Source organism: Streptomyces sp. NPDC021096 (assembly GCF_040641275.1).
Taxonomy (GTDB): Bacteria; Actinomycetota; Actinomycetes; order Streptomycetales; family Streptomycetaceae; genus Streptomyces.
Genome location: NZ_JBFADG010000012.1, coordinates 75,051 through 96,368, shown reverse-complemented (window position 1 = coordinate 96,368; position 21,318 = coordinate 75,051). Strand labels below are relative to the sequence as shown.

Genomic DNA, 21,318 nt, shown 5'->3' with positions numbered 1-21,318 from the left:
ACGGGTCTTCGACGAAGTCCCGCGATCTAGGGGTAGTCGGCTGCGCGGCCCCTCTGGTTCCCGGGCGCGAAAGGGATAATCCTCACGCGCCGAGGAAGCGGCAGGCGCGACTCCGGGCGGCTCGGACCGTGTCACGATGCGGCGATGACCGCACGTCGAGCACGCCCCCCACTCCGCCCGTACGCCACCCTCACCGGTTTCGTCCTGCTGCTGGCCGCCGTCTTCGGCGTCGCCTACGCGGCCGGGTCGGCGGCCGGCCCGGTGGCACCCGGAATGCACCGCACCGGCGGTGGCGAGGTCTCCGGCGGTGAGCCGGCGGGCGGCTCCGGCGGAGGCATGGGCGGCATGGGCGGCGGCATGCACGGGATGGGCCACTGATGAGCACGACGACGAGTACCGATACGCATGCCGCCGCCGGGTCCACGGTCGAGACCGAGCTGATCGTCGGCGGGATGACCTGCGCGGCGTGCGTGGCCCGCATCGAGAAGAAGGTCGGCCGGCTGGAGGGGGTCAGCGCGAGCGTCAACCTGGCCACCGGCCGGGCGCGCGTCAGCCACCCCGCCGAGGTGACCGTCGCCGAGGTGGTGGCGGTCATCGAGGGCCTGGGCTTCACCGCCTCGCTCCCCGAACCGCCGGCGCCCGACGAGAGCGCGTCCGCGGACGACGCGGGCAGGCCGGAGGCCGCGGCCCTGAACCGGCTGCTGATCACCGCCGTCCTGTCGGTACCGGTGCTGGTGCTGTCCATGGTGCCGGCGTGGCAGTTCCGCAACTGGCAGTGGCTGTGCTTCGTCCTGGCCACGCCCGTCGCCGTGTGGGGCTCGTGGCCGTTCCACCAGCGCGCGCTGCGCGGGCTGCGGCACTCGGACGCGACCATGGACACCCTCGTCTCCCTCGGCGTGCTGGCCTCCTACCTCTGGTCGGCGTACGCGCTGTTCTTCGGCGGCGCCGGTGAGCCGGGGATGACGATGCCGTTCACGCTCGTACCGCAGGCCATGGGCGACACGGCCGACGTGTACCTGGAAGCGGTGGTCGGCGTCCCGCTGTTCGTCCTGACGGGCCGGCTGCTGGAGGCGCGCGCACGGCGCGGCACGGGCTCCGCGCTGCGGGCGCTCGCCTCGCTCGCGGCGAAGGACGTGGTCGTCCGGACCGCGGACGGCACGGAACGCACGATCCCCATCGCGCGGTTGCGCGTCGGCGACCACTTCGTCGTACGGCCCGGCGAGCGCGTGGCCACCGACGGCGTCGTCGTCTCGGGCGGCTCGGCGCTCGACCTGTCGCTGGTCACGGGCGAGAGCGCGCCGGTCGAGGCGGGTCCCGGCTCGGCGGTGGTCGGTGGCGCGGTCAACTCCGGCGGCGTGCTGGAGGTACGCGCCGAAGCGGTCGGCGCCGACACCCAGCTGGCCCGCATCGCCCGCCTGGTGGAGGACGCGCAGGCGGGCAAGGCACGCGTGCAGCGCGTCGCCGACGCGGTCGCCGGCGTCTTCGTCCCGGCGGTCCTGACCGTCGCCGTCACCGTCCTCGGCTTCTGGCTGGGCGCGGGCGCCTCCCCGCAGGCCGCGATCACCGCGGCGGTCGCGGTGCTCGTGGTCGCCTGCCCGTGCGCCCTGGGCCTGGCCACCCCCACGGCCCTGCTGGCGGCCACGGGCCGGGGCGCGGGCCTGGGCATCCTGGTCAGCGGCCCGCAGGCGCTCGAGGGACTGCGCCGGGTCGACACGGTGGTGCTGGACAAGACCGGCACGCTGACGACCGGTTCCATGACGGTGACCGAGGCGACCGTCCGTACCGGCGGCCCGGGCCGCGAGAAGGCCCTGCGGCTGGCCGCGGCGGCGGAGGCCGGCTCGGAGCACCCGGTGGGCCGGGCGATCCACGCGTACGTCCTGGAGTCGGCGGACGGCCCGCTGCCGACGGCGGAGGACTTCACCGCCACGGCGGGCGTGGGCGTGCGCGCGAAGGTGGACGGGCACGTGGTGGAGGTGGTCCGGGCGGAGACCGCGGACCTCTCCCCCGCCTCCCGCGGCAAGGACAAGGCGCTCCCCGACGCGGTCCGGCGGGCCGGGCAGCACGGCCACACGGCCGTCCTCGTCCGCGTGGACGGCACCGCCGAGGCCGTCGTCGCCCTCGGCGACACCGTACGGGCCGGCAGCTACCGCGCCGTCGACCACCTCAAGCGACTCGGCCTGCGGCCCGTACTGGCCACGGGCGACAGCGAGGCCGCCGCCAAGGCCGTGGCCGGCGAACTCGGCATCACCGAGGTCCACGCCCGGGCCACCCCCGAGGACAAGGCGGAACTCGTCCGCACGCTGCGCGAACGCGGCCACCGCGTCGCCGTCATCGGCGACGGCGTCAACGACACCGCCGCCCTCGCGGGCGCCGACCTCGGTATCGCCATGGGCAGCGGCACGGACGCGGCCATCGGCGCGGCGGACGTCACCCTCGTACGCGAGGACATGAGCGCCCTGGCCGACGCGGTCCGCCTGGCCCGCCGCACCTCGGTGACCGTCCGCTCCAACCTGGCCTGGGCCTTCGGCTACAACCTCATCACCGTGCCGCTCGCCGCGGTCGGCCTGCTGAGCCCGATGGTCGCCGCCGCGGCGATGTCCGCCAGCTCACTGCTGGTCGTCGGCAACAGCCTGCGCCTGCGCGGCTGGCAGCCGCGCCCCACCGGAACCCGGCCCACACGAGGTGCGAACCGATGAAGGACTCCCTGCTCCCCACCGCCCGTGCGGCCCTCGTCCCCGTCGTGGCCTGCGCGGTGGCCCTGGGCGGCCTCACCGCCTGGACCGCCTCCGGCGCCGCGGGCCGCCCGGCGTCGGTGACCGCCGAGGACGGCCGCATCCTGCTGCCGTTCGGCATCGACGACACGGCCGCGATGTTCACCCTCCGCAACACCGGCGACGCCGACGACGAACTCCTCTCCGTCGACGTCCCCTCAGCGGGCGGCGCCATGCTGAGCCGCACGGTCGTCAAGAACGGCGCTGGCTCCATGCGCATGATCCCGACAGCGACCGTCCCCGCCCGCAGCACGGTGAGGATGACCCCCCACACCCTGGACATCATGGTCTACCGCCCACCGCAGGTCCGCGTGGGCGACACGGTCCCGGTCGTCCTCCGCTTCCGCGAGAGCGGCACGATGAGGGTGGAGGCGAGGGTGGTAAGGCCGGGGAACTGAATTGGCGGGACCGGTCGGGGGCGGCGAGGAGGCTGCGGGGACGCGGGATTCGGCCTCAGGTCGTGTAACCACCGTCGGCGTTGATCGTGGCGCCGGTGATGTAGGCGGCCTCTTCGCCGGCAAGGTAGGCGACGAGTCCGGCGATCTCTTCCGGGGTGCCGAAACGCCGCAGGGCGGTGGCCGCGGTCATGACGTCGTGCGCGTGGGCGTCGGCGGACGAGGTCAGGTCGGTGCTGATGGGGCCGGGCTGGATGTTGTTGACGGTGATGCCGCGGGCGCCGAGGTCACGGGCGAGGGCACGGGTCAGGCCGGCGAGGGCGGCCTTGCTGGTGACGTACGCCGACATGCTGCCGAACGGGGTCCGGTCGGCGAACACGCTGCCGATGTTGATGATCCGCCCGTTCTCGGGCATGTGCGGGAGCACGGCCTGGGCGGCGACGAACGGGCCGCGCACGTTGACCGCCATGATGCGGTCGAAGTGTTCGAGTGACATCTCGTCGAACGGTGCGGCCTCGCCGATGCCGGCGTTGTTGACCAGAATGTGGATCTTGCCGTAGGCCCTGCTCGCCTCCTCGGCGGCGGCGCGGAGCTGGTCCGGGTCGGCGCTGTCGGCACGAAGCGCCAGTGCGTGGCCGCCGGCCGCGGTGATGGTCTTGACGACGTCGTCGGCCGCGGTGGGAGACGAGTGGTAGGTGATCGCGACGCGCACGCCGTCCGCGGCCAGTCGCGTGGCGATCGCGGCACCGATGCCACGTGAACCTCCCGTGATCAACGCGGCCTTGCGCCCGGAGGGTGATGACATGGCAGTTTTCCTTCCAGTCGGTTCGGTGGTGAGTGGTGCGGGGTCAGCCGTCGATGTTGGCCTCTATGGCGCGGGCAGTCGCCACGAACTGCGCCCGCTCCCGTTCGCCGAGTCCCGCGGTGGTGCGCTCTTCGAGCCGCGCCCACACCTGTGCGACAAGGGGCTCGAGCGCCCGCCCCTCCGGTGTCAGTGACACGACGGTCACACGGCGGTCGGTGTCACTGCGCTGACGTGTGACCAGTCCGGCGTCGGCGAGCCGGCGAACGGATTTCGCGACCGTGGAGTGGTCGAGCCCCAGCGTCTTCCCCAGGGCTTGCTGGGACTGGCCGTCACGGTCCCACAGTTGCAGAAGCATGATCTCCTGCCCGGGGTAGAGCCCGAGTTCCCGCAACAGCGATGCCGCCAGGGCCCGATGGGTGCGGGCGACCGCGAAGACGGCGAAGCTGACCGGAAACCGGTCGGAGGCGCTGAGTTCGGATGTGTCGGTCATGCCTGGGACCGCCTCCCCAATAGGTTGCCGACCACGCTAATCCCTTGATGTGTGGTCGGCAACCTAATTGAGCGAGCCGTCGTTCCAGCCCGTCCGGCGTTTGAGGACCGGGGGCCCGGGGGCGGAGCCCCCGGTTTCGGGAAGGGGCGGGATCGGGGAAAGAAAGCCCCCCAACAGCGCCGGGGGCCAAGGCGACGAACACGCCCGGCCCCCGGCGACCATCACGCGCGCCCTACCCGGCAAGCGCAGCAACCCGCACAGACGGCACCCGCACCACAGGCATCCGCACCGCCCCCCTCTCCGCCGCATCAAGCTGCACGATCAACGCCTCCCGCGCCCGCGCGACCCGCGACCGCACCGTCCCCACCGGACACCCGGCGACAACGGCAGCCTCCGCATACGGCAACCCCAGCAGCTGCGTCAGCACGAACGCCTCCCGCCGCTCGTACGGCAGCCGGTCCAGGAGCTGCGAGAGGGCAACCCCCTCGTCGAACCCCGGCAGCTCCGCCGACTGCGCCCGCTCGGCAGCCGACTGCCAGTCATCCGTATCGGACAGCCGCGGCCGCGCCGCCTGGAACCGCAGCCGGTCCACGACCGTGCGCCGCGCGATGGACAGCAGCCACGTACGGGCGGACGAGCGCCCCTCGAACCGCGGCAGCGACCGCAAAGCCCGCAGAAACGTCTCCTGCACAAGATCATCGGCACCCTGCGGGTCATTGCTCAGGCGCGCCACGTACCGCCGTACGTCGCCCTGCGTGGCACGGATGAACCGTTCCACCGCGTCGCCGTCGCCGCCGCGCGCCGCCAGGGCCCAGGCGGTGACCGTCTCGTCGTCACGCACGACGGCCCCCGGTGGGGACGGCCGTACCCGCGCCGGGGACGATGGCGGGGTGCATTGCAGTGAGGTTCGTACCGCTATATCCGCGCGCGTCGACGGCGAGGAGCTGCCGCCGGGCATCTCCCCGGCGGCGCTCGACGCGCATCTGTACGGCTGCGCCGAGTGCAGCGAATGGGGCACGCGGGCCCGCAGGCTCAAGGTGCTCGCGGCGGGCCTGGGCCTCGTGTGAGAGGCCGAAGAGTGTGAGGGCAGGGGTCATCGCCCTGGGTCCTTCCTGGAATCCGGGCGCCCGGCACTGGTCGAAGGTGCGGCGGGCCGGCCCGGTGACGTGATCCGACCTGGTCGGTCGCACGCCGGCCGGACCCCGAAGGGGTCAGCAGGCGGCGACGCCGGCCGGCGGACCACGCGTGGCGAGGACATGGGCGTACAGCAGCTGGCGCAGCCGCTGGGCGGGGCGCCCGAGCCCGGCGCGGACGCGGGGCGGACCCGTGCGTACGGGTACGTCGTGGAAGAGGAGGAGCAGCGGCGCGCAGAGTCGGGCGCCGATGGTCCGGCCTAGCCGGAAGGCGGCCTGTTCGCCGCCGGAGAGCCAGGCGCCGCAGATCACGGCGACGAGCACGTGGGCGGACCACATGCCGAGGGCGCCATGGCCGGCGTGCATGCCGCCCATGCCACTCATGTCCATGCCGCCCATGGCGTGATCCATGGGCATGGAACCGGACATGGACGTCGGCCCGGACGGCCCCGCAGGGCCACCGCCCATGCCCATGACATGCCCCGCGCCCCCGCACATGGCGGACGAACCCATGGTGCCGAGGTCCACGACGACGCCGCCGGCCGCCTGGGCGGCCTCCCGCGCCGTGTTCTGGACGACGTTCTGGGCGAGCGTGAAGAAGGAGTGGAGCCCGGTCTGCGCGCCCACGGTGGCGAGCGTGATCAGCAGCGGACCGCGTTCGCGGCCGGCCAGGAACCAGGCGCAGGCGCCGGTCGTCGACAGCGCGACGGCTATGGCCCACCACGGGACGGTGGTCCCGGACATGACGGCGTGGCCCAGGGCCGCGAGCAGCACACAGACCGCTGCGAACACACCGGCTCGCAGCGCGCGCGGTCCCTGCCCGGTCTCCGGCCCTGCTCTCATGACGGAGACATCGTTGCACCCGCCCCGCGCGGCGCGACGGCGGGGGGCGCGCTGACGCCCGTACGACCCCCCGCTCGGGCGCATGGCTCCGCCCCGTACCGTCCGCCCGGCGGTACGGGGCGGTGGGCCGCCGGCTCGGGGGGAATGACCGGCAACCCGGTCCCGTCGCGCCAGTGGGACTCGCGCTGTCGAGTGAACCGCGCACGGGCCCCGGGCGGCAGCGTGTGTAGGGGGGTGGCCGCGGGTGCGCCGCGCACACCCCGTGTGGACTGCGGCCTTCCGCGCGGGCGGCGGGGCGGGCAGCCCTCGTAGCGGAGCCCGGTACAGGACAGCCGCCCACCGGACCGGGAGCGAGGGTCACCGCCGCGCGACGAGCGAGGGGGCCGGGCGGGCAGCCCTCGCGGCGGGGCCCGGAACAGGGCGGCCGCCCACCGGACCCGGAAGCAAGGGTCACCGCCGCGCGACGAGCGGGGGCCGGGCGGGCCGCCCTCGCGGCGGAGCCTGGTACAGGACAGCCGCCCACCGGACCGGGAGCGAGGGGTCACCGCCGCGCGAGGAACGAGGCCGCCGCCGCGCGACGAGCGCGACCGCAGCCGCCCGCCCTCACACCCGCCGCCTCCAGACCAGCCTCCAGCGCTCCGCGCGGGCGGCCCCGACCACGGGCGCGGGCTCGGTGGGCCGCCTGGCGAGGCTCGCCCCGCATCCCGCGCAGAGCCGGTGTTCGGCGAACCCGTCGTGCCAGGCCTTCGTACGGGGGCCCGCCCCGCACACCGGGCATTCCACCAGATCCCCTACCGGAGCACGCAGAATGAGCGGCATCACCGTCGCGAGCGGTTCGCCCGGATGGAACTCCGGGTCGGGGTACCAGAGCGCGCGCCGCGGCTCGGGCGAGTCGGGTACGCGTGCGCCGGCGGCCTTCTGCTCACGGCGGCGGACCTGCCACACCCGGAACTCCGCCAACCAGATCTCCCGCGCGGCGTGCAGCTCCTCGACCGCCCGCCCCACCGCCTCCGCATCCATCCCCGGCTCGGCCGGAATCCCGGCGCTGCGGCACAGGTGGTGGTAGGTCGCATGGAAGCCGTACGGGGCGAACTCCGCGAGGCACGTGCGCAGCGCGCCGAAGCGCTGCACCGGTGAGCGCGTACGGTCGTGCGCCCGACGGCGGTGTGTTGTGAAGCTGCCCATCCGCCCGAGCGTAGCTACGCCCGGTCGGCGCCCCGCCGGGCGGGCAGCCAGGCCGCGGTGCCCTTGTCGCCGAAGCGGCTGCCGATCGCTCCCTTGATGACGGAGAGCGCGGCGGGCAGCGAGGCGATGGCGGCGGCCTTTATCGCCGAGACGCTGGTGAGATCGAATCCGTCGGCTATGAGCAGACCGAGGAAAGTGGTCACGTAGGCGGCGAGAGTACGTTCGGCGATGTCGACAAGCACCTTGCGCATAAATGTGTTTCCGTTTCGGGGAGTTCGCGAGTGAGTTGCTTCGGACGTACGACGAGGAGCGGAAGTTGGCCCACTCCAGGTCGGTTCCAGATGGCAGAGTCCCTGCTGTGACGTGTGCACCGCAAGCCTCTGCCGCGCCAGGATGTACCCGCTGCACGGCGGTTCGGCACCGGAGCGCCCAGCAGTATCGTCACGGCGACGGCAGGCAGCGGCCGACGAGGGCCGGCGAGGGCCGGCGAGGGCCGGCGCTCCACCGAGCCCGGCCCGCAGGGAAGGGGCTCCTATGGTCGACACGGTCAACCCCTGGCTGGCGATGGCCTGTGGCATCGACCCCGCCGAGCGGTGCCGTACGGTCCGCGGCGCGCACGCCGCGTTCGTCACCGGGGGCGAGCTGAACCCGCACGTACGCACGGTGGTCGCGGACTCCTGGCGGCGCTCCGCGGCGGCCCTGGCCGCACCGGAGTTCACGGTTCCCATCGATCTGGCCGACGGCGAGCTGGAGGTCCACCGCCGGGCGCATCCGCTCGCGCGGGTCATGCCGCTCTTCCGTGAACTGCTCGGTTCCATCGCCGACGACGGGGCCCACCTGCTCGCGGTCTGCGACGCCGCGGGCCGCATGCTGTGGGTGGAGGGACACCGGGGCGTACGGAAGCGCGCGGAGGGCATGAACTTCGTCCCGGGCGCCCGCTGGGACGAGCGACACGCCGGTACCAACGCCCCCGGCACGGCACTCGCCCTGGACCACGCCGTGCAGATCTTCGCCACCGAGCACTACAACCGCCGGGTCCAGCCCTGGACTTGCGCCGCCGCCCCCGTCCACGACCCGCGCACCGGCCGACTGCTGGGCGCGGTGGACATCACCGGCGGCGACCATCTGGCGGGCCCGCACAGCCTGGCCCTGGTCCAGGCGACCGCACGGGCGGCGGAGGCGCAGCTGGCGGGCGCCGCGGCCGGGCCGCGCCAGGCCCTGTCCGTACTGGGCCGGGACGAGGCGCTCCTGGTGACGGACGGCCGGCGATTACGGCTGGGCAGACGGCACAGCGAGATCCTCGCCCTGCTGGCTGCCCACCCGGACGGCCTGTCCGGCGACCGCCTGGCCATGGCGCTGTACGGCGAACGGTCGGTTCCGGCGGTGACGCTGCGGGCGGAGCTGTCGCGTCTGCGCCGCCTGGTGGGCGAACTGGTGGCGTCGCGCCCGTACCGCCTGAACGTCCCAATGGAGACGGACGTGGCGGCAGTGGAACGGGAGTTGGAGGCGGGCGACCTCCGATCGGCCCTCCACGCGTACAACGGCCCGCTCCTCCCCCTGTCCGAGGCGCCGGGGGTGTGCAGGATGCGCCGGCTGCTGGAGGACCGGCTGCGACGGACGGTGCTGGGCAGCGCGGACGCGGGGGCGCTGCAGCTGTGGGCGGACAGCCCGTGGGGCGAGGACGACTTGGAGGTGTGGGAGCGGCTGCTGGCCGCGCTCCCGGAGAGCGCGGCGCACCGCGGCTCGGTGGCGGCGCGGGCGAGGCGCCTGCGGGCAACGTTCACGCAACCTGCGCGCGACTAGCGTCCTGGCACCTCCGTCAACGAAAGGGCCGCCCCATGACCCGCTACGCCAGCCCGGGCTCCCCCGACGCCGTCGTCTCGTTCCGGCCGCGTTACGACCACTGGATCGGCGGCGAGTACGTACCGCCCAAGCAGGGCGGCTACTTCGAGAACCCGAGCCCGGTGAACGGCCTGCCCTTCACCGAGGTCGCGCGCGGCACGGCCGAGGACGTCGAACGCGCCCTGGACGCCGCGCACGCCGCGGCCCCGGCGTGGGGCCGCACGTCCCCGGCGGAGCGCGCCGCGGTCCTGAACCGCATCGCGGACCGCATGGAGCACAACCTCGAGGCCCTCGCGGTCGCCGAGTCCTGGGAGAACGGCAAGCCCGTCCGCGAGACCCTCGCGGCCGACATCCCGCTCGCCGTCGACCACTTCCGCTACTTCGCGGGCGCGATCCGCGCCCAGGAGGGCAGCCTCTCGGAGCTCGACGAGGACACGGTCGCGTACCACTTCCACGAGCCGCTGGGCGTGGTGGCCCAGATCATCCCGTGGAACTTCCCCATCCTGATGGCCGCCTGGAAGCTCGCCCCGGCCCTGGCGGCGGGCAACGCGGTGGTGCTGAAGCCCGCCGAGCAGACCCCGGCCTCGATCCACGTCTGGCTGGACCTGGTGGCGGACCTCCTGCCCCCGGGCGTGGTCAACATCGTCAACGGCTTCGGCGCGGAGGCGGGCAAGCCACTGGCGTCGAGCCCCCGCGTCGCCAAGATCGCCTTCACCGGCGAGACGACGACGGGCCGCCTGATCATGCAGTACGCCTCCGAGAACCTGAAGCCGGTGACGCTCGAACTCGGCGGCAAGAGCCCGAACATCTTCTTCGACGACGTCTCGGCCGCCGACGACGACTTCCTCGACAAGGCCCTGGAGGGCTTCACGATGTTCGCCCTGAACCAGGGCGAAGTCTGCACCTGCCCGTCCCGCGCCCTGATCCAGCGCGGCCACTACGCGCCGTTCCTGGAAGCAGCGATAGCCCGCACCGAAGCGATCGCACCCGGCCACCCCCTGGACACGAACACGATGATCGGCGCCCAGGCCTCCAACGACCAGCTGGAAAAAATCCTCTCCTACCTCGACATAGGCCGCCAGGAAGGCGCCCGCACCCTCACAGGCGGCGCCCGGGCCGAACTGGGCGGCGAACTCGAGGGCGGCTACTACGTCCAGCCCACCATCTTCGAAGGCCGCAACGACATGCGCGTCTTCCAGGAAGAAATCTTCGGCCCCGTAGTGGCGGTGGCCCCCTTCAAGGACTTCGACGAAGCGATCTCCCTGGCCAACGACACCCTCTACGGCCTGGGCGCCGGCCTCTGGACCCGCAACGGCACCACGGCCTACCGCGCGGGCCGAGCCATCCAGGCAGGCCGAGTCTGGACGAACTGCTACCACGCCTACCCGGCCCATGCCGCTTTCGGCGGCTACAAGCAGTCGGGGATAGGGAGGGAGGGCCACAAGATGATGCTGGACCACTACCAGCAGACGAAGAACTTGCTCGTGAGCTACTCGCCGAAGAAGCTGGGCTTTTTCTGAGCGAGCAACAAAGCGCGTCAGTGTGCCGACAGCCGTCTGCGCCTCGTCTCGTTCGGGCGATTGCTGCGGGTAGCGTGACCATCTGCTGCATGGGATGTCCACGTGTCCGGCCGGTCCGTGCGGGGGCTTTCGACGGAGAGTGATGAGGCTGCAATGAGTGAACTGACGAAGCCCGAGGTCGAGGTTCCGGAGGGTGAGGCTCCTACCGAGCTGACCATCCGGGACCTGGTCGTCGGGGACGGGGCCGAGGTGACGCCGGGCATGGTGGTCAGGGTCCACTATGTCGGGGTGACCTTCGAGTCCGGGAAGGAGTTCGATGCCTCCTGGGACCGGGGCCAGCCGTTCAAGTTCGCCCTGGGCAGTGGCAGGGTCATCAAGGGCTGGGACCGGGGGGTGAGGGGGATGAAGGTCGGCGGTCGGCGCGAGATCATCGTTCCCCCGCGTCTCGGCTACGGCAAACAGTCGCCCTCGCCGTTGATCCCGCCGGGCTCGACCCTGGTCTTCGTGGTGGACCTGCTCGACTCGTATTCCAGCACAGCCGGGTGGAGCAACGCCTAGCGACCCTGGCCGTCAAAGCCGGGAAGGACCGGGAGGATCCTGCTCAGCCCGCTGACCTTCAGCGCCTGGGCGACAGCGGGACGCGGTGCGACAAGGCAGAGGTCGCCGCCGGAGTGGCGGGCGCAGCGGGCGGCGGCGACGAGGAGGCCGAGGCCCAGGGCGTCGCAGGAGGGGACGCCGGACAGGTCGAGGAGCAGGCGGCTTCCGGGGCTGTGGGATACGTGCAGAAGGCACTCGCGCAGCTTCGGAACGCCGGAGAGGTCCAGCCTTCCGCGCACCATGAGCACGCGGTCCCGTGGGCCGCCGCCGGAGGGTGAGGAGTGGCAGTGCGATGCGGACACCCGCCCGCCTGCCCCTCGCGGAGCTTCGGCGGGGGCGGGGACAGGGACGGTCGTGCGCTCTACGGGCACCACGTGCCTCCTCGGAGCGGATCACACCTCGATGCTGCCGAGGGCTGGGGCCCCACCGCGCAGCCTAGTCCTGCCCGTACGTCACGGACAGGGCTGAACAGAACGCCCTCGACAACCCAACCCGTCCGGCCGTCAGCGCCGCTCCCGTACAGCGGGTACTGGTGAACCATGACTGGCACCTTCAGCACCCGCACTGTCGACGTGACGACCGGCTCCACCGAAACCATGCACGACCTGACAAACGCGTGTTCCACGTTCCTCCGGGAGGTCGCTCACGGTCGGGACGGGCTGCTGAACGTCTTCACCCCGCACGCGGCGTCCGGTCTGGCTGTCATCGAGACCGGCGCGGGCAGTGACGACGACCTGTTGGCGGCCCTCCGTGAGGTGCTTCCCGCGGGCGACCGTTGGCGGGACCGGCACGGCGGTGCGGGCCCGGGTCCTGATCACATGCTCCCGGCTCTGGTCCCGCCCCACGCCACGCTGCCCGTGGTCGGCGGTGAGCTCGAGCTGGGGGCCTCGCAGTCCGTCGTTCTGGTGACCGCCGGCCGGGACGCCCCCGACCGCCGGGTCCGGATGTCCTTCCTCGGAGGCTGACCGGACGCCGCGCTGCCCGGACGTTCAGGTCTGCGGGGTGCTGCCGGTGTCGATGAGGATCTGTCCGGCCTGGGTGACGTTGTCGGCCCGTACGGCTCTGGCCATCGCCGCCCGGGCCGCGTCGAGTGCCGCGTCGGGTGGGACCACCAGCAGGGTGAAGTGATCGTTGTCGCCCCGGGTGATGAGGACGGTGTCGTCACCGACGGGGAAGGAATCCAGGTGGACGACCCGGTCGTCGACGGTCAGCCGTGTGGGGAGCGCCTCCCAGGCGCTCGCGTCCAGGCCGACGCGGGTGATGGGGCCGAGGTGCTCGGTCAGGGCGCTGATCAGGCCGGGAAGCTCGGCGCCGATGTCGCGGGAGCGTGGCCACCACGCGCCGTCCAGGATTCCTCCGCGCTCCTGCGTCGTCTCCAGCCGCAGGAGCGCCGTTCCGGGTTTCACGGCGTGGTGAATCGCGTCCGGCAGAAGCCTGGGAAGGTCTGGGGTGTCGGAATCGGCCATGGTGTGCTCGCCTGTCTCCGAGAATTCGGCGAATTCGGCGCGTTCATTCGTCGTCCGGCGTGCGTCGCTTCACCGGGCGAAGCGCTCGCGGTATTCCCACCGTACTCCGCGGGCCCGGCGGCAGGCTCGTCGGCAGTGCCGGACGCACGCCCGCGCTCACCGGAGAATTGCCTGGTCGTCGGCGATCTCGGAACCGCCGACCGGAGTAGAGCCGGAGTAGGGTGAGAAGACCGGGAGCACTTCGTACACCGGCTTCCACGCGGGTGTCGTTTCCGGTGAGCCACGATGCCGGGCAGTCGACGAGCCCGGGGGCAGGTCCGCAGCATGACCGTGACCATCGACCGTACGACCGCCGACGAGCGCGCCCCTTCGCCGCCCGCCCGCCTGTCCCTGACCCCGGGAAGGACGCCGGGCCTGCTGGACGGCGCCTGGTGGCCTCGATCGCGTGACCTCTCCCGCGAACTCCCCGCACTGACGGACAGGCTGGACCACTGCTGGGGGCGGATCACCCGCGTCACGGTGAACCCTGCCTCCTGGCCCGTGATCCCCCGCAAGGTGCCCGTCACCGGACACACGGTGCACGTGGGCTGGTTCGCCGGTGAACAGGACCCGCACAAGCTGCTGCTGTTCTCCTGCTCCGGCCGCTGGGACCTGCTGGTCGTCCCGCCGGAGACCAGCCCGGCCGCGGCCGCCCGGCTGATGACCGCCGCGGCCGTCCCCGGAAGCCTTCTCACCGCGAGCATGCTGATGGACGACGAGCGAGCGGCGGACGACGCGGCCGAGTCGCGGGACAGCGAAGAGGAGTGGGAGACCGAGGGCGGGACCGCGCCGCCACCGGCCGGGAAGCCGGTCGGGAAGCCGGTCGGGGCTTCCCTCGCCCGTAACCGCCGCGAGCGACCGCATGGGGACCGCACGCAGGCGACTACGGCTCTTCTCCGGCCGGAGGTGGTGAACATGACGTCCGCACGCGCAACACCCACCCGCACACCAGCGGAGCCGGTGCCGCCGGCGGGACACGCCGACATTCGCGTCATCGCCGCGTCCCCCGAGACCGCCCGCCGCGTCGCGGAAGTCCTCCGGCGCTGCTTCGATTCCACCGAGCAACGCAGCTACCCCGCCGGCCGCGAAGGCGGTACCCGCCTCCACCTCACCGTGGACACCACGCATCCCCCCGAGCCCGCGCGATCCTGGCTGGTGACCAGCCGGCCTGCGGCGGCCGACCATCCGCAGGATGACAAGGCCTGAACAGCCCGCGCATGCCCCGTACTGGCCCCGTACAGACCCCCAGCTCAGCGGCCTCCCCACATGCCGGAGGGCGAAGCTCGCGAAAGGCCCGTACCGTTGGTCCATGAGCGTCTTCATCAAGCTGGTGGAGAATCGCCCGCCGAAGGAATACGCGAACGACCGTACGGCGGATGTCTCCTACGACGACACCGTCGAGGGTGATTCCGAGATCACTTACCAGTACGACGTGCTTCCCGGCGGCGTCCTGAGAATCCTGCGGGTCACAAGGGGCGAGGGCGCCGTCATCCATGCGGTCTACGCCCCGGGCCTGTGGTTCCGCGTCGAGGGCCTCTGCCGCGGCACTACGACCCTGGGCGCCGCCCCGTCCGGGTGGGAGCTGGGGTAATCGCCTTCACGAATGACTCGGCCAGTGTGTCGTACGGGGACTGGTGAAATAGTCCGAGTCCTTGGGTCGCGCCGCGTCGCGGCCGGCCGGGCGGGGGGCCGGCTCCAGGTGGGGGATGTACTTGGAGCAGTGGATGTAGGCCTCCTCGATCGTGAGGTGCACCCACATTTCGGGGCTGCGGCCGGGGGCTACGTCAGTCGGTAGGCCGGGGTGGATGCTGCGGAGGTCGTAGTCGCCGTAGAGGTGGGCCACGCCGTTGATGTGGAGGCCCACGTGATGGTGGGTGAAGTCCACGAAGAGCATGCCGAGGTGGGGGTTCTCGAGCATGTTGCCGGCGCTGGCCATTACGCCGTTTCCGCGGAATTCGGGGTAGGCGAGGGTGTGGGAGTCGATGACGTGGACGAAACCCGGTGGGCCGGCGCGGAAGCTGGAATCGCATTCTCCGTGCGAGTCGGCGGTGGCCAGGAAGACCATGGACTGGCGGCCGATGAAGTCCCGCATCTCGGGGGTGAGATGGCGCCGCACCTGTTGGTCGTAGAACCGGGCAGCGCGGTCGGCGGTGCCGAGGTGCTGCTGCAGCTGGTGCTCACCTGCTGATCCGAAAGGCGGCGGGGGCACGGTCACGAAGAGGTCTCCTGGCAGGGCGGATACGGGGTCGGTACGGCTCAGGGAGTGGACAGGACGGGGGTCTCGAACGGGTCGTGGTGGATGCGGTCGAGCGGGGTGCCGTTGAGGGTGAGCGATTCCCTGGCGGAGGCGACCATTTGAGCCGGGCCGCTGAGAAAGACGTCGTGCTCGTACCACGGCCCGTACTCGGTCAGTACGTCCGGCAGGGATCCGCGGATTCCGGGGATGTACTCGTCGGAGACCGCGGCCCTGATGGTCAGCCAGTGGTGCCGTTGGGCCATCCGGAGCATGTCGTCGACGCCGTACAGTTCCGCCCCGGTTCGGGCGCCGAGGAAGAGCTGCACTTGGTTGTGTCCCCCTCGGCGGGCGACCTCTTCGATGAGTGCGCGGATCGGGGCGAGACCAGTGCCGCCGGCCACGAAGAGGAGGTCTCTGTGGTCGGCCGCGTCCAGGACCATGTCCCCCATCGGAGCGCCCAGCTGGATGACGTCTCCCACCACCGCTCGGTGCACCAGCGCATTGCTGACCGAGCCGCCGGGCACCGCGCGTACGTGAAAGGTGAGCGTGCCGTCCCGACGAGGCGCGTTGGCGGCGGAGTAATAGCGCCAGTGCTTCGGCCACCATGGGGTCTCGACGCTCACGTACTGGCCTGCGGCGAATTCATAGTCCATATGGGGACGCACGGTGATTTCGGCGATTCCATGGCCGCGCGAGATACGGTGCACGACCGTGGCGGGCCACACGGCGGGCCGTACCGCCTCGTCCTCCTCGGCCGCACTGATCATGACTTGGGCGACCGTGCCGTACGCCTTCGTCCAGGCGGCCTCGATTTCCGGCGTCCACGCGGAGCCGGCATATCGGGCAAGAGTGGCGAGGAGGCATTCGCCCACTGCCGGGAAGTGCGCGGGGAGTGCGCCGAACTTGCGGTGATCGCGGCCGAGACTTCCGCAGAAGCGGACGAGATTCTCGGGGTCGTCGACCAGATCCACGATGCGCAACAGCGCGCGCAGGAGGCGATCGCGCTGGGGGTCCATCCCGTGCGGGAACATCGAACGGACCTCGGGGTACCGAGCGAACAGGATTGCGTAGAAGTAGACCGTTATTTCCCCTGCCTGCGGCTCGACTACCGACAGGGAAGCCCTTATCAGGCCTATCTCGTAGTCCGACAGAGGCGGTTCGGCGGTCTCCGGTTCTCCGGTGTGTACGGCCTGGAAAGGTGCCGGATCTTCCGGAGCCGGGTATGCGGATGTGCTGCTTGGACGACCGATCCGGAATCTCAAGGCGCCAGCGCTCCCCCATCCACTGCGCGAAGTGACTTCTTCCGGGCATACCGCCTGGCGACATCACCCCAAGCGCCTCGTCCTCTAGGCACAGACACGCAGAGCAGGGAGTCGATTGGGGCCCACATGAGTCCTCATAGGAGTACAGAGTCGACGAAGCGGACTGACTGCTTCCGGATGTCACACGATCCTCGACGAGGAGCACGAAGCGGGGAAGGTCCGCATCCACTAGAACTCAGGGCAAGAACTTGTTGAATTTCCCCGGACGGAATTGCCCGGAGTGATGATTTGGGGCACATATCGAGCGGCTACCGCAGCCCCAGCAGCTCACGCAGCGCGTCGATGTCACCCAGCAGCCCGTCGGTGTCCTCGTCCGTCAGAGACGGATCCGCGACGGGCCGGAGCGCCGGGTCGCGCAGCGCGGCGGCCAGGGCGGCGACCTTGTGGTTGAGCACCTCGTTGACCCGTTCGTCGACGGTGTCGGCGGCGAGCAGCACCGTACAGGTGGGGCGGGCATCCGCGGGCAGGCCCAGGCGGTGCGTGCGGTCGATGGCCTGGAGCCAGGTGCCGGCGGCGTACCCGCGGTCCAGGTGCACCTGGTCGGTCGCCGCCAGGTGCAGGGAGACCCCCTCCCCCAGGGTCTGCGGGGTCGCGACCAGTGCCCAGCAGTCGTCGTCGTGACGGAAGCGGTCGAGCTCGGCCCGGCGGTCGGCCCGGCCCGCAGGGCCGTCGAGCGGGGTGGCGCCCGTGACGACGGCCGGGCGGTGCCGGGCCAGTGCCGTGGCCAGGGCCTCGACGTTGCCGAGGAAGCCGGACCAGACGACGGTCCTACGGCCCTGGGCACGGTTCTCGGCGACGAGCTGGGCAGCGCGGACGACCTTGGCCGGGCGGATGTGCCCGGTCGGATCGGCGACGAGGGATGCCAGGTCCGCGTGGGCCGCCTCCTCCAGCGGCAGGGACCACGGGCGGCCCGGGGCGAAGACGGCGGCCGGGTTGGCCGCGGCGGCGATCAGATGCAACAGGGCACGGCCCGCCTGGGCAGCCACCGCCCCCGAGGCGGCCCCCTCGGGCCCGTCCGCCTCCCGCGCCCACTCCCGTACCCGGCTCGTCATGGCGTCGTACAGGGCACGGTGGGTGGAGTCGAGGGCGATGCGCTCCACCCGTAGTTGCAGCGGCGGCAGCTCCAGGTCGTCCTTGGTGGCCCGTACGTAGGCCCGTTCCCGGAGACGGGTGAGGTCGCCGTGGACGAGGCGGTGCCCCTGCCCCGGCCACACCAGGTCGAAGACGGCCTCCAGATCGCGCGGCCGGTTGGGCATCGGGGTGCCGGTCAGGACCATCGCGGCGTCGGCGCGGCGGGCGAGTTCCGCCGCCTCCGCGCCACGGCGGGACGCCGCGCCGGCCTTGGCGCGGTGGGCCTCGTCGAACACCGTGAGGACCTTCCGGCCGCGGGACCAGCCGGCGAGCCCGGCGCGCACCGCCGGGTCGCCGAGCCGCTCGTAATTGAGCACCACGACGGTGTCGGCGCGCGCGAGGACCCGGGGGCGTACGGCGACGGAGGGCACCCGGTCCGGCGCGAAGCAGGCGCGGGCCTCCTCCACCCATGCCTCGAACGCGGACGGCGGTGCGACCACGAGCATGGCGTGTGCCGCGCCCCGGGCACGTAGCGCGGTGAACACGGCGTACGCCACCGTGGTCTTCCCCGAGCCCGGCACGGAGAAGTTCGCCCCGCCACCGGCGGCGAGCAGCCGGGCCACGGCCGTGCGCTGGAAGGGGCGCAGGGGTCGGACGAACCCCAGGGCCGGGAGATCGACTCCGGCCGGCCAGACGGACTGTTCGGCCACGTCGGTGGCGAGCAGCCGGGCCAGTCCGTCCGCCGCGGCGACCCCGCCCGCGCGCAGCCGCTCGGCGGCCGGCGTCCACATCCATCGAGCGGCGGCCGCGGGGTAGCGGGCGAGCAGCCGGGGCAGCGCACGGGCCCGGTCGCGGCGCACGGTGACCGAGGTCGCGGTCGCCGCTGTGGCGGAGGCGCCGTGCAAGGTGGGCCCGAGGAGGGCGATCACGTCCTGCCACCAGCGGTCGGTGACGTGCGGGGGCCGGCGGACGACGGGGCGGCCGTCCTCGTCGACGGTGACTGTGCCTGTGCCTGTGCCTGTGCCTGTGCCTGTGGCGCGATCGTTCTCGGTCTCGACGGCGGTCATCAGCGGGTCTGCGGTCACCGGCGGGCCTGCTGCTTGAGGTAGGCCATCACGCCCTGCCGGAGGAAGCGGCGCAGGCTTTCGAGGGACTCGTCGGTGCCGCCTTCCACGTCCGGGTCGATGCCGACCGCGTCGATCATGCGGGGGAGGCTCTCGTCATCGGGGTCGTAGTCCTTCTCGTCGATGCCGGCGCGTACTGCGTCCACCCGGACGTCGGCGAGCGCGCTCGCCCGGGCGGCCAGGTGGTCGATGTCCTCGACCAGATCGGCCGTGGCCTGCCCCCATTCGCCGGTGTCGGCGAGCGGGTGGGCACCACCGGCCCGGCCCTCTTCCTCCTCCGGTGTGTCCTGCCACAGGGTGAGGACCGCCCCGGACCGGTCGGCCGGACCCTGGTCGGCGCCATCGGTACGTGCCCCGGGTACGAGGGCAGAGGCCCCGGTTACGAGGGCATAGGGTCCCGCGAAGCCGTCCGTACCGCGGTCGGATCGGTCGGATCGGTCGGCGGGGCGGCCGTCGGGGCCAGGGCCGGGGCCGGGCCCGTTCGCCCACCGCCGCCGCAGCCACTCCTCCAGCAGTTCGTCACCGCTGGCCGGGTCGACCGGGACGACGGGGTTCTCGGTGGTGGCCGCGGCGATGATCGCCTCGAGCTGGTCGATTCCCTCGGGCGAGCGGGCCGCGTGGAAGAAGATGACATCCGCCTCGACCTTGATCACGCCACCGCGGCCACCACGGCCGGTCAGGGTCATCGAGGACGGGTAGCGGATCGTGCGGGGGGTGCCGTCGGAGTTGGTGCCGCCGTCCGGGCGGCGGTAGTCGCGCAGGGCGGGGTTCGCCGCGTGCGCGACGAGGGCGAGGACGGCGAGGGCGCGCTGGTGCGGGCTCAGCCGGGTCCGCTTGGCGTGCAGGGCGTTCTCGAGCTCCTGGCGGGCGCCCTCGGCGATCTCCTCGACGTCCCGCTCGATCAACTCGGTCCAGTTGCCGCCGTGCTGACCGATGTCGCGCAACTCCGCCTTGCGGAACGAGCGCGCGATCACCGCGGTGAACTGGCCCATCTCGCCGTCCCCTTCGAGGCCCGCGACCAGGCCGGCCAGCGAGGCGGTGGTGGTCGCCGCCTGCAGGGGCGAGTTGCGCACCCGCAGGCGCTTGAGCGTCTCGCGCACCACGCAGTACCGGGTGGAGACGGCCGGGTCGTCCACCACCGTGGAGACCATGACGTGGGTGGTGGCCACCACCCGGTTGCGGTAGGGCGTGCACGCCGGGTCGTCCGCCCAGGGCACCACCGTGTCACCGAAGAACACGTCCCGCTGTTCCTCGGTGACGTAGCCGCGGCGCACGAGGTCGTTGACGACCGTGCGGGCCTTGAAGGCCTCGTCGTCCGCCTTCCCCCACAGGGTCGGGTTCTGGCCCTTGACGTGGAAGCGGGCCATGTCGGCGTAGACCACGTCGTGGTCGCTGTTCTCGCGGTACGGCCGGACGGCGATGCCGATGTCCATCCGGGCCGTCATCATGCGCAGGGTCGCCTGGGCCTCCGGCGAGGCGCCGTCGAGCCATGCCTCTACGGCGTTCCTCGTCCGGCCGGCAGGCCACACGGCGAAGGACGCGTCCTCGAAGCGCAGCTCCCGGTGTGCGGCCTCGATGCTGTCGGGGGTGTGGGGGCGCACGGTGAGGGTGCCGTCGGCCGGGTTCTCCCAGTGCAGCGTGGACAGGTTGGCGTCCAGGCCGATCAGCTGGGCCATGAACGACTGGGCGACGCTCACCCGCGTCCAGCCGTCGTCCGTCTCGACGAGGTGGCCGCGCTCGCCGTCGGACACGTACATGTCGTAGGCGAATCCGCGGATCTCCTCGCGGATCCCTTCGAGGGCCAGCGAGTCGGCGAACTCCTTCTCGGCCTCGCCCGCGTACGCATGCGGGATGCGCACCTTCTTCTGCGCGTCGGTGATGTCGCGCAGGTGCTGGGCGGAGCGGGCCTGGATGCGCAGGCCGATACCGACCTCGTGGATCAATGACTGCTTGTACTCCTCACGCATGATCCGCTGGGCGGAGGCGGCCATGCGCGGCTGCACGGTGGCCGGTCGCACCATCGGGACGCACACCACGAGCTGAGCCACCGACAGCCGTCCGGCGTGGTTGCGCCGCCAGTGCGCCCGGCGCACGGCCGCGACGTTCTCCCGGCCGACCGAGACAGCCTCGATGGCCCGTACGAGCCCGGCAGGGGTCTCCTCGGGCGGGCAGCCCCGTGCCTGGCCGTACCACTCCATGACGGCCTTGCCGAGCTCGGTGGGCGGCTCCCCGTCGGAGAGGGCGGGCTCGCCACTCAGGGGCTCGAAGACCGGCGGCAGCAGAGGGAACACGCCGTCGAGCGGGACGGCGTCGGAATTCACGTCCAGGCTGTTGGGGGCGAGGAACTGGAAGGTGCTCTTACGGGCAGCCATGGGTGGCAACCTCCTCATGGGGTCGACACCCGTCGCAGCGCGATGCCCGTACGCACGAGGCGCCGGCCGACGGCGGAAGGCGGAAGAACGCCGAGTGCACGGCCATG

21 protein-coding genes and 1 pseudogene are annotated in these 21,318 nt (G+C 72.2%); 10 read left to right on the top strand and 12 right to left on the bottom strand.

Annotated elements, in window-relative coordinates:
• The first annotated feature begins 144 nt into the window (after nt 1-144).
• The 3 genes from AB0G59_RS18020 to AB0G59_RS18010 are packed head-to-tail and all read left to right on the top strand — an operon-like array spanning nt 145 to nt 3,169.
• The gene (locus tag AB0G59_RS18020; RefSeq protein ID WP_071962818.1) at nt 145-378 is read left to right on the top strand and encodes a hypothetical protein; all 234 of its coding nucleotides are present in this window, start codon (nt 145-147) and stop codon (nt 376-378) included.
• Nucleotides 378-2,696: a cation-translocating P-type ATPase gene (locus tag AB0G59_RS18015; RefSeq protein WP_360912647.1), complete on the top strand. Its 2,319-nt coding sequence runs from the start codon at nt 378-380 to the stop codon at nt 2,694-2,696. The genes AB0G59_RS18020 and AB0G59_RS18015 overlap by 1 nt, the downstream gene beginning before the upstream one ends.
• Nucleotides 2,693-3,169 (top strand): copper chaperone PCu(A)C, encoded by a 477-nt coding sequence (locus AB0G59_RS18010; RefSeq protein ID WP_071962820.1) that lies wholly within the window; start codon nt 2,693-2,695, stop codon nt 3,167-3,169. Before AB0G59_RS18015 ends, AB0G59_RS18010 begins: the two co-directional genes overlap by 4 nt.
• A gap of 55 nt (nt 3,170-3,224) precedes the next feature.
• On the opposite strand, the gene AB0G59_RS18005 is transcribed toward AB0G59_RS18010, so the two are convergent.
• From AB0G59_RS18005 to AB0G59_RS17995, 3 genes are all read right to left on the bottom strand, one after another.
• A complete protein-coding gene (locus tag AB0G59_RS18005) occupies nt 3,225-3,971 on the bottom strand; it encodes a 3-oxoacyl-ACP reductase family protein (RefSeq protein ID WP_360912645.1) in 747 nt (248 codons plus the stop codon).
• A gap of 43 nt (nt 3,972-4,014) precedes the next feature.
• The gene (locus tag AB0G59_RS18000; protein ID WP_360912643.1) at nt 4,015-4,461 is read right to left on the bottom strand and encodes a MarR family transcriptional regulator; all 447 of its coding nucleotides are present in this window, start codon (nt 4,459-4,461) and stop codon (nt 4,015-4,017) included.
• Nucleotides 4,462-4,693: 232 nt separating this feature from the next.
• Entirely contained in the window at nt 4,694-5,302 is a 609-nt protein-coding gene (locus tag AB0G59_RS17995) for a sigma-70 family RNA polymerase sigma factor (protein ID WP_360912641.1), read from the bottom strand.
• Nucleotides 5,303-5,351: 49 nt separating this feature from the next.
• On the opposite strand from AB0G59_RS17995, the gene AB0G59_RS17990 reads away from it, so the two are divergent.
• Nucleotides 5,352-5,528: a zf-HC2 domain-containing protein gene (locus AB0G59_RS17990; protein WP_360912639.1), complete on the top strand. Its 177-nt coding sequence runs from the start codon at nt 5,352-5,354 to the stop codon at nt 5,526-5,528.
• Nucleotides 5,529-5,672: 144 nt separating this feature from the next.
• Here AB0G59_RS17990 and AB0G59_RS17985 read toward each other — a convergent pair whose 3' ends face one another.
• From AB0G59_RS17985 to AB0G59_RS17975, 3 genes are all read right to left on the bottom strand, one after another.
• Nucleotides 5,673-6,437, bottom strand: coding sequence for a hypothetical protein (locus AB0G59_RS17985; RefSeq protein ID WP_360912637.1), 765 nt, complete (start codon nt 6,435-6,437; stop codon nt 5,673-5,675).
• A 603-nt stretch (nt 6,438-7,040) separates the two neighbouring features.
• Nucleotides 7,041-7,622 carry a hypothetical protein gene (locus AB0G59_RS17980; RefSeq protein WP_360912636.1) on the bottom strand — a complete coding sequence of 194 codons (582 nt, stop codon included), beginning with the start codon at nt 7,620-7,622 and terminating at the stop codon, nt 7,041-7,043.
• 14 nt (nt 7,623-7,636) lie between these two features.
• On the bottom strand, nt 7,637-7,873 hold the full coding sequence (locus AB0G59_RS17975; protein WP_360912634.1) for a holin: 237 nt from the start codon (nt 7,871-7,873) through the stop codon (nt 7,637-7,639).
• A 283-nt stretch (nt 7,874-8,156) separates the two neighbouring features.
• On the opposite strand from AB0G59_RS17975, the gene AB0G59_RS17970 reads away from it, so the two are divergent.
• The 3 genes from AB0G59_RS17970 to AB0G59_RS17960 all read left to right on the top strand — a co-directional run bounded on the left by AB0G59_RS17970 (nt 8,157) and on the right by AB0G59_RS17960 (nt 11,542).
• Nucleotides 8,157-9,425: a GAF domain-containing protein gene (locus AB0G59_RS17970; RefSeq protein WP_360912632.1), complete on the top strand. Its 1,269-nt coding sequence runs from the start codon at nt 8,157-8,159 to the stop codon at nt 9,423-9,425.
• Nucleotides 9,426-9,460: 35 nt separating this feature from the next.
• Nucleotides 9,461-10,984 carry an aldehyde dehydrogenase family protein gene (locus AB0G59_RS17965; RefSeq protein WP_360912630.1) on the top strand — a complete coding sequence of 508 codons (1,524 nt, stop codon included), beginning with the start codon at nt 9,461-9,463 and terminating at the stop codon, nt 10,982-10,984.
• Between the two features lie 153 nt (nt 10,985-11,137).
• Nucleotides 11,138-11,542, top strand: coding sequence for an FKBP-type peptidyl-prolyl cis-trans isomerase (locus AB0G59_RS17960; protein ID WP_360912628.1), 405 nt, complete (start codon nt 11,138-11,140; stop codon nt 11,540-11,542).
• Here AB0G59_RS17960 and AB0G59_RS17955 read toward each other — a convergent pair.
• Entirely contained in the window at nt 11,539-11,883 is a 345-nt protein-coding gene (locus AB0G59_RS17955) for an STAS domain-containing protein (RefSeq protein WP_360912626.1), read from the bottom strand. The genes AB0G59_RS17960 and AB0G59_RS17955 overlap by 4 nt on opposite strands.
• A 237-nt stretch (nt 11,884-12,120) precedes the next feature.
• On the opposite strand from AB0G59_RS17955, the gene AB0G59_RS17950 reads away from it, so the two are divergent.
• Nucleotides 12,121-12,546, top strand: coding sequence for a YjbQ family protein (locus AB0G59_RS17950; RefSeq protein WP_360912624.1), 426 nt, complete (start codon nt 12,121-12,123; stop codon nt 12,544-12,546).
• Nucleotides 12,547-12,570: 24 nt separating this feature from the next.
• Here the strand turns inward: AB0G59_RS17950 and AB0G59_RS17945 are convergent, their stop codons facing one another.
• Nucleotides 12,571-13,047, bottom strand: a complete 477-nt coding sequence (locus AB0G59_RS17945) for a DUF5994 family protein (protein ID WP_360912622.1) — start codon at nt 13,045-13,047, stop codon at nt 12,571-12,573.
• A 324-nt stretch (nt 13,048-13,371) separates the two neighbouring features.
• On the opposite strand from AB0G59_RS17945, the pseudogene AB0G59_RS17940 reads away from it, so the two are divergent.
• Nucleotides 13,372-13,875 (top strand): annotated as a pseudogene (locus AB0G59_RS17940) (DUF5994 family protein); the annotation flags it as partial.
• A 520-nt stretch (nt 13,876-14,395) separates the two neighbouring features.
• On the top strand, nt 14,396-14,677 hold the full coding sequence (locus AB0G59_RS17935; RefSeq protein WP_360912620.1) for a hypothetical protein: 282 nt from the start codon (nt 14,396-14,398) through the stop codon (nt 14,675-14,677).
• A 6-nt stretch (nt 14,678-14,683) separates the two neighbouring features.
• Here the strand turns inward: AB0G59_RS17935 and AB0G59_RS17930 are convergent, their stop codons facing one another.
• The 4 genes from AB0G59_RS17930 to AB0G59_RS17915 all read right to left on the bottom strand — a co-directional run bounded on the left by AB0G59_RS17930 (nt 14,684) and on the right by AB0G59_RS17915 (nt 21,211).
• Complete coding sequence (locus tag AB0G59_RS17930; RefSeq protein WP_360912618.1) at nt 14,684-15,301, bottom strand: pyridoxamine 5'-phosphate oxidase family protein; 618 nt, start codon at nt 15,299-15,301, stop codon at nt 14,684-14,686.
• 41 nt (nt 15,302-15,342) lie between these two features.
• The gene (locus AB0G59_RS17925) at nt 15,343-16,584 is read right to left on the bottom strand and encodes a globin domain-containing protein (RefSeq protein ID WP_360912616.1); all 1,242 of its coding nucleotides are present in this window, start codon (nt 16,582-16,584) and stop codon (nt 15,343-15,345) included.
• Nucleotides 16,585-16,892: 308 nt separating this feature from the next.
• Nucleotides 16,893-18,800: a DEAD/DEAH box helicase gene (locus AB0G59_RS17920; protein ID WP_360912614.1), complete on the bottom strand. Its 1,908-nt coding sequence runs from the start codon at nt 18,798-18,800 to the stop codon at nt 16,893-16,895.
• Nucleotides 18,797-21,211, bottom strand: coding sequence for a hypothetical protein (locus tag AB0G59_RS17915; protein WP_360912612.1), 2,415 nt, complete (start codon nt 21,209-21,211; stop codon nt 18,797-18,799). The genes AB0G59_RS17920 and AB0G59_RS17915 overlap by 4 nt, the downstream gene beginning before the upstream one ends.
• Nucleotides 21,212-21,318: the final 107 nt, after the last annotated feature.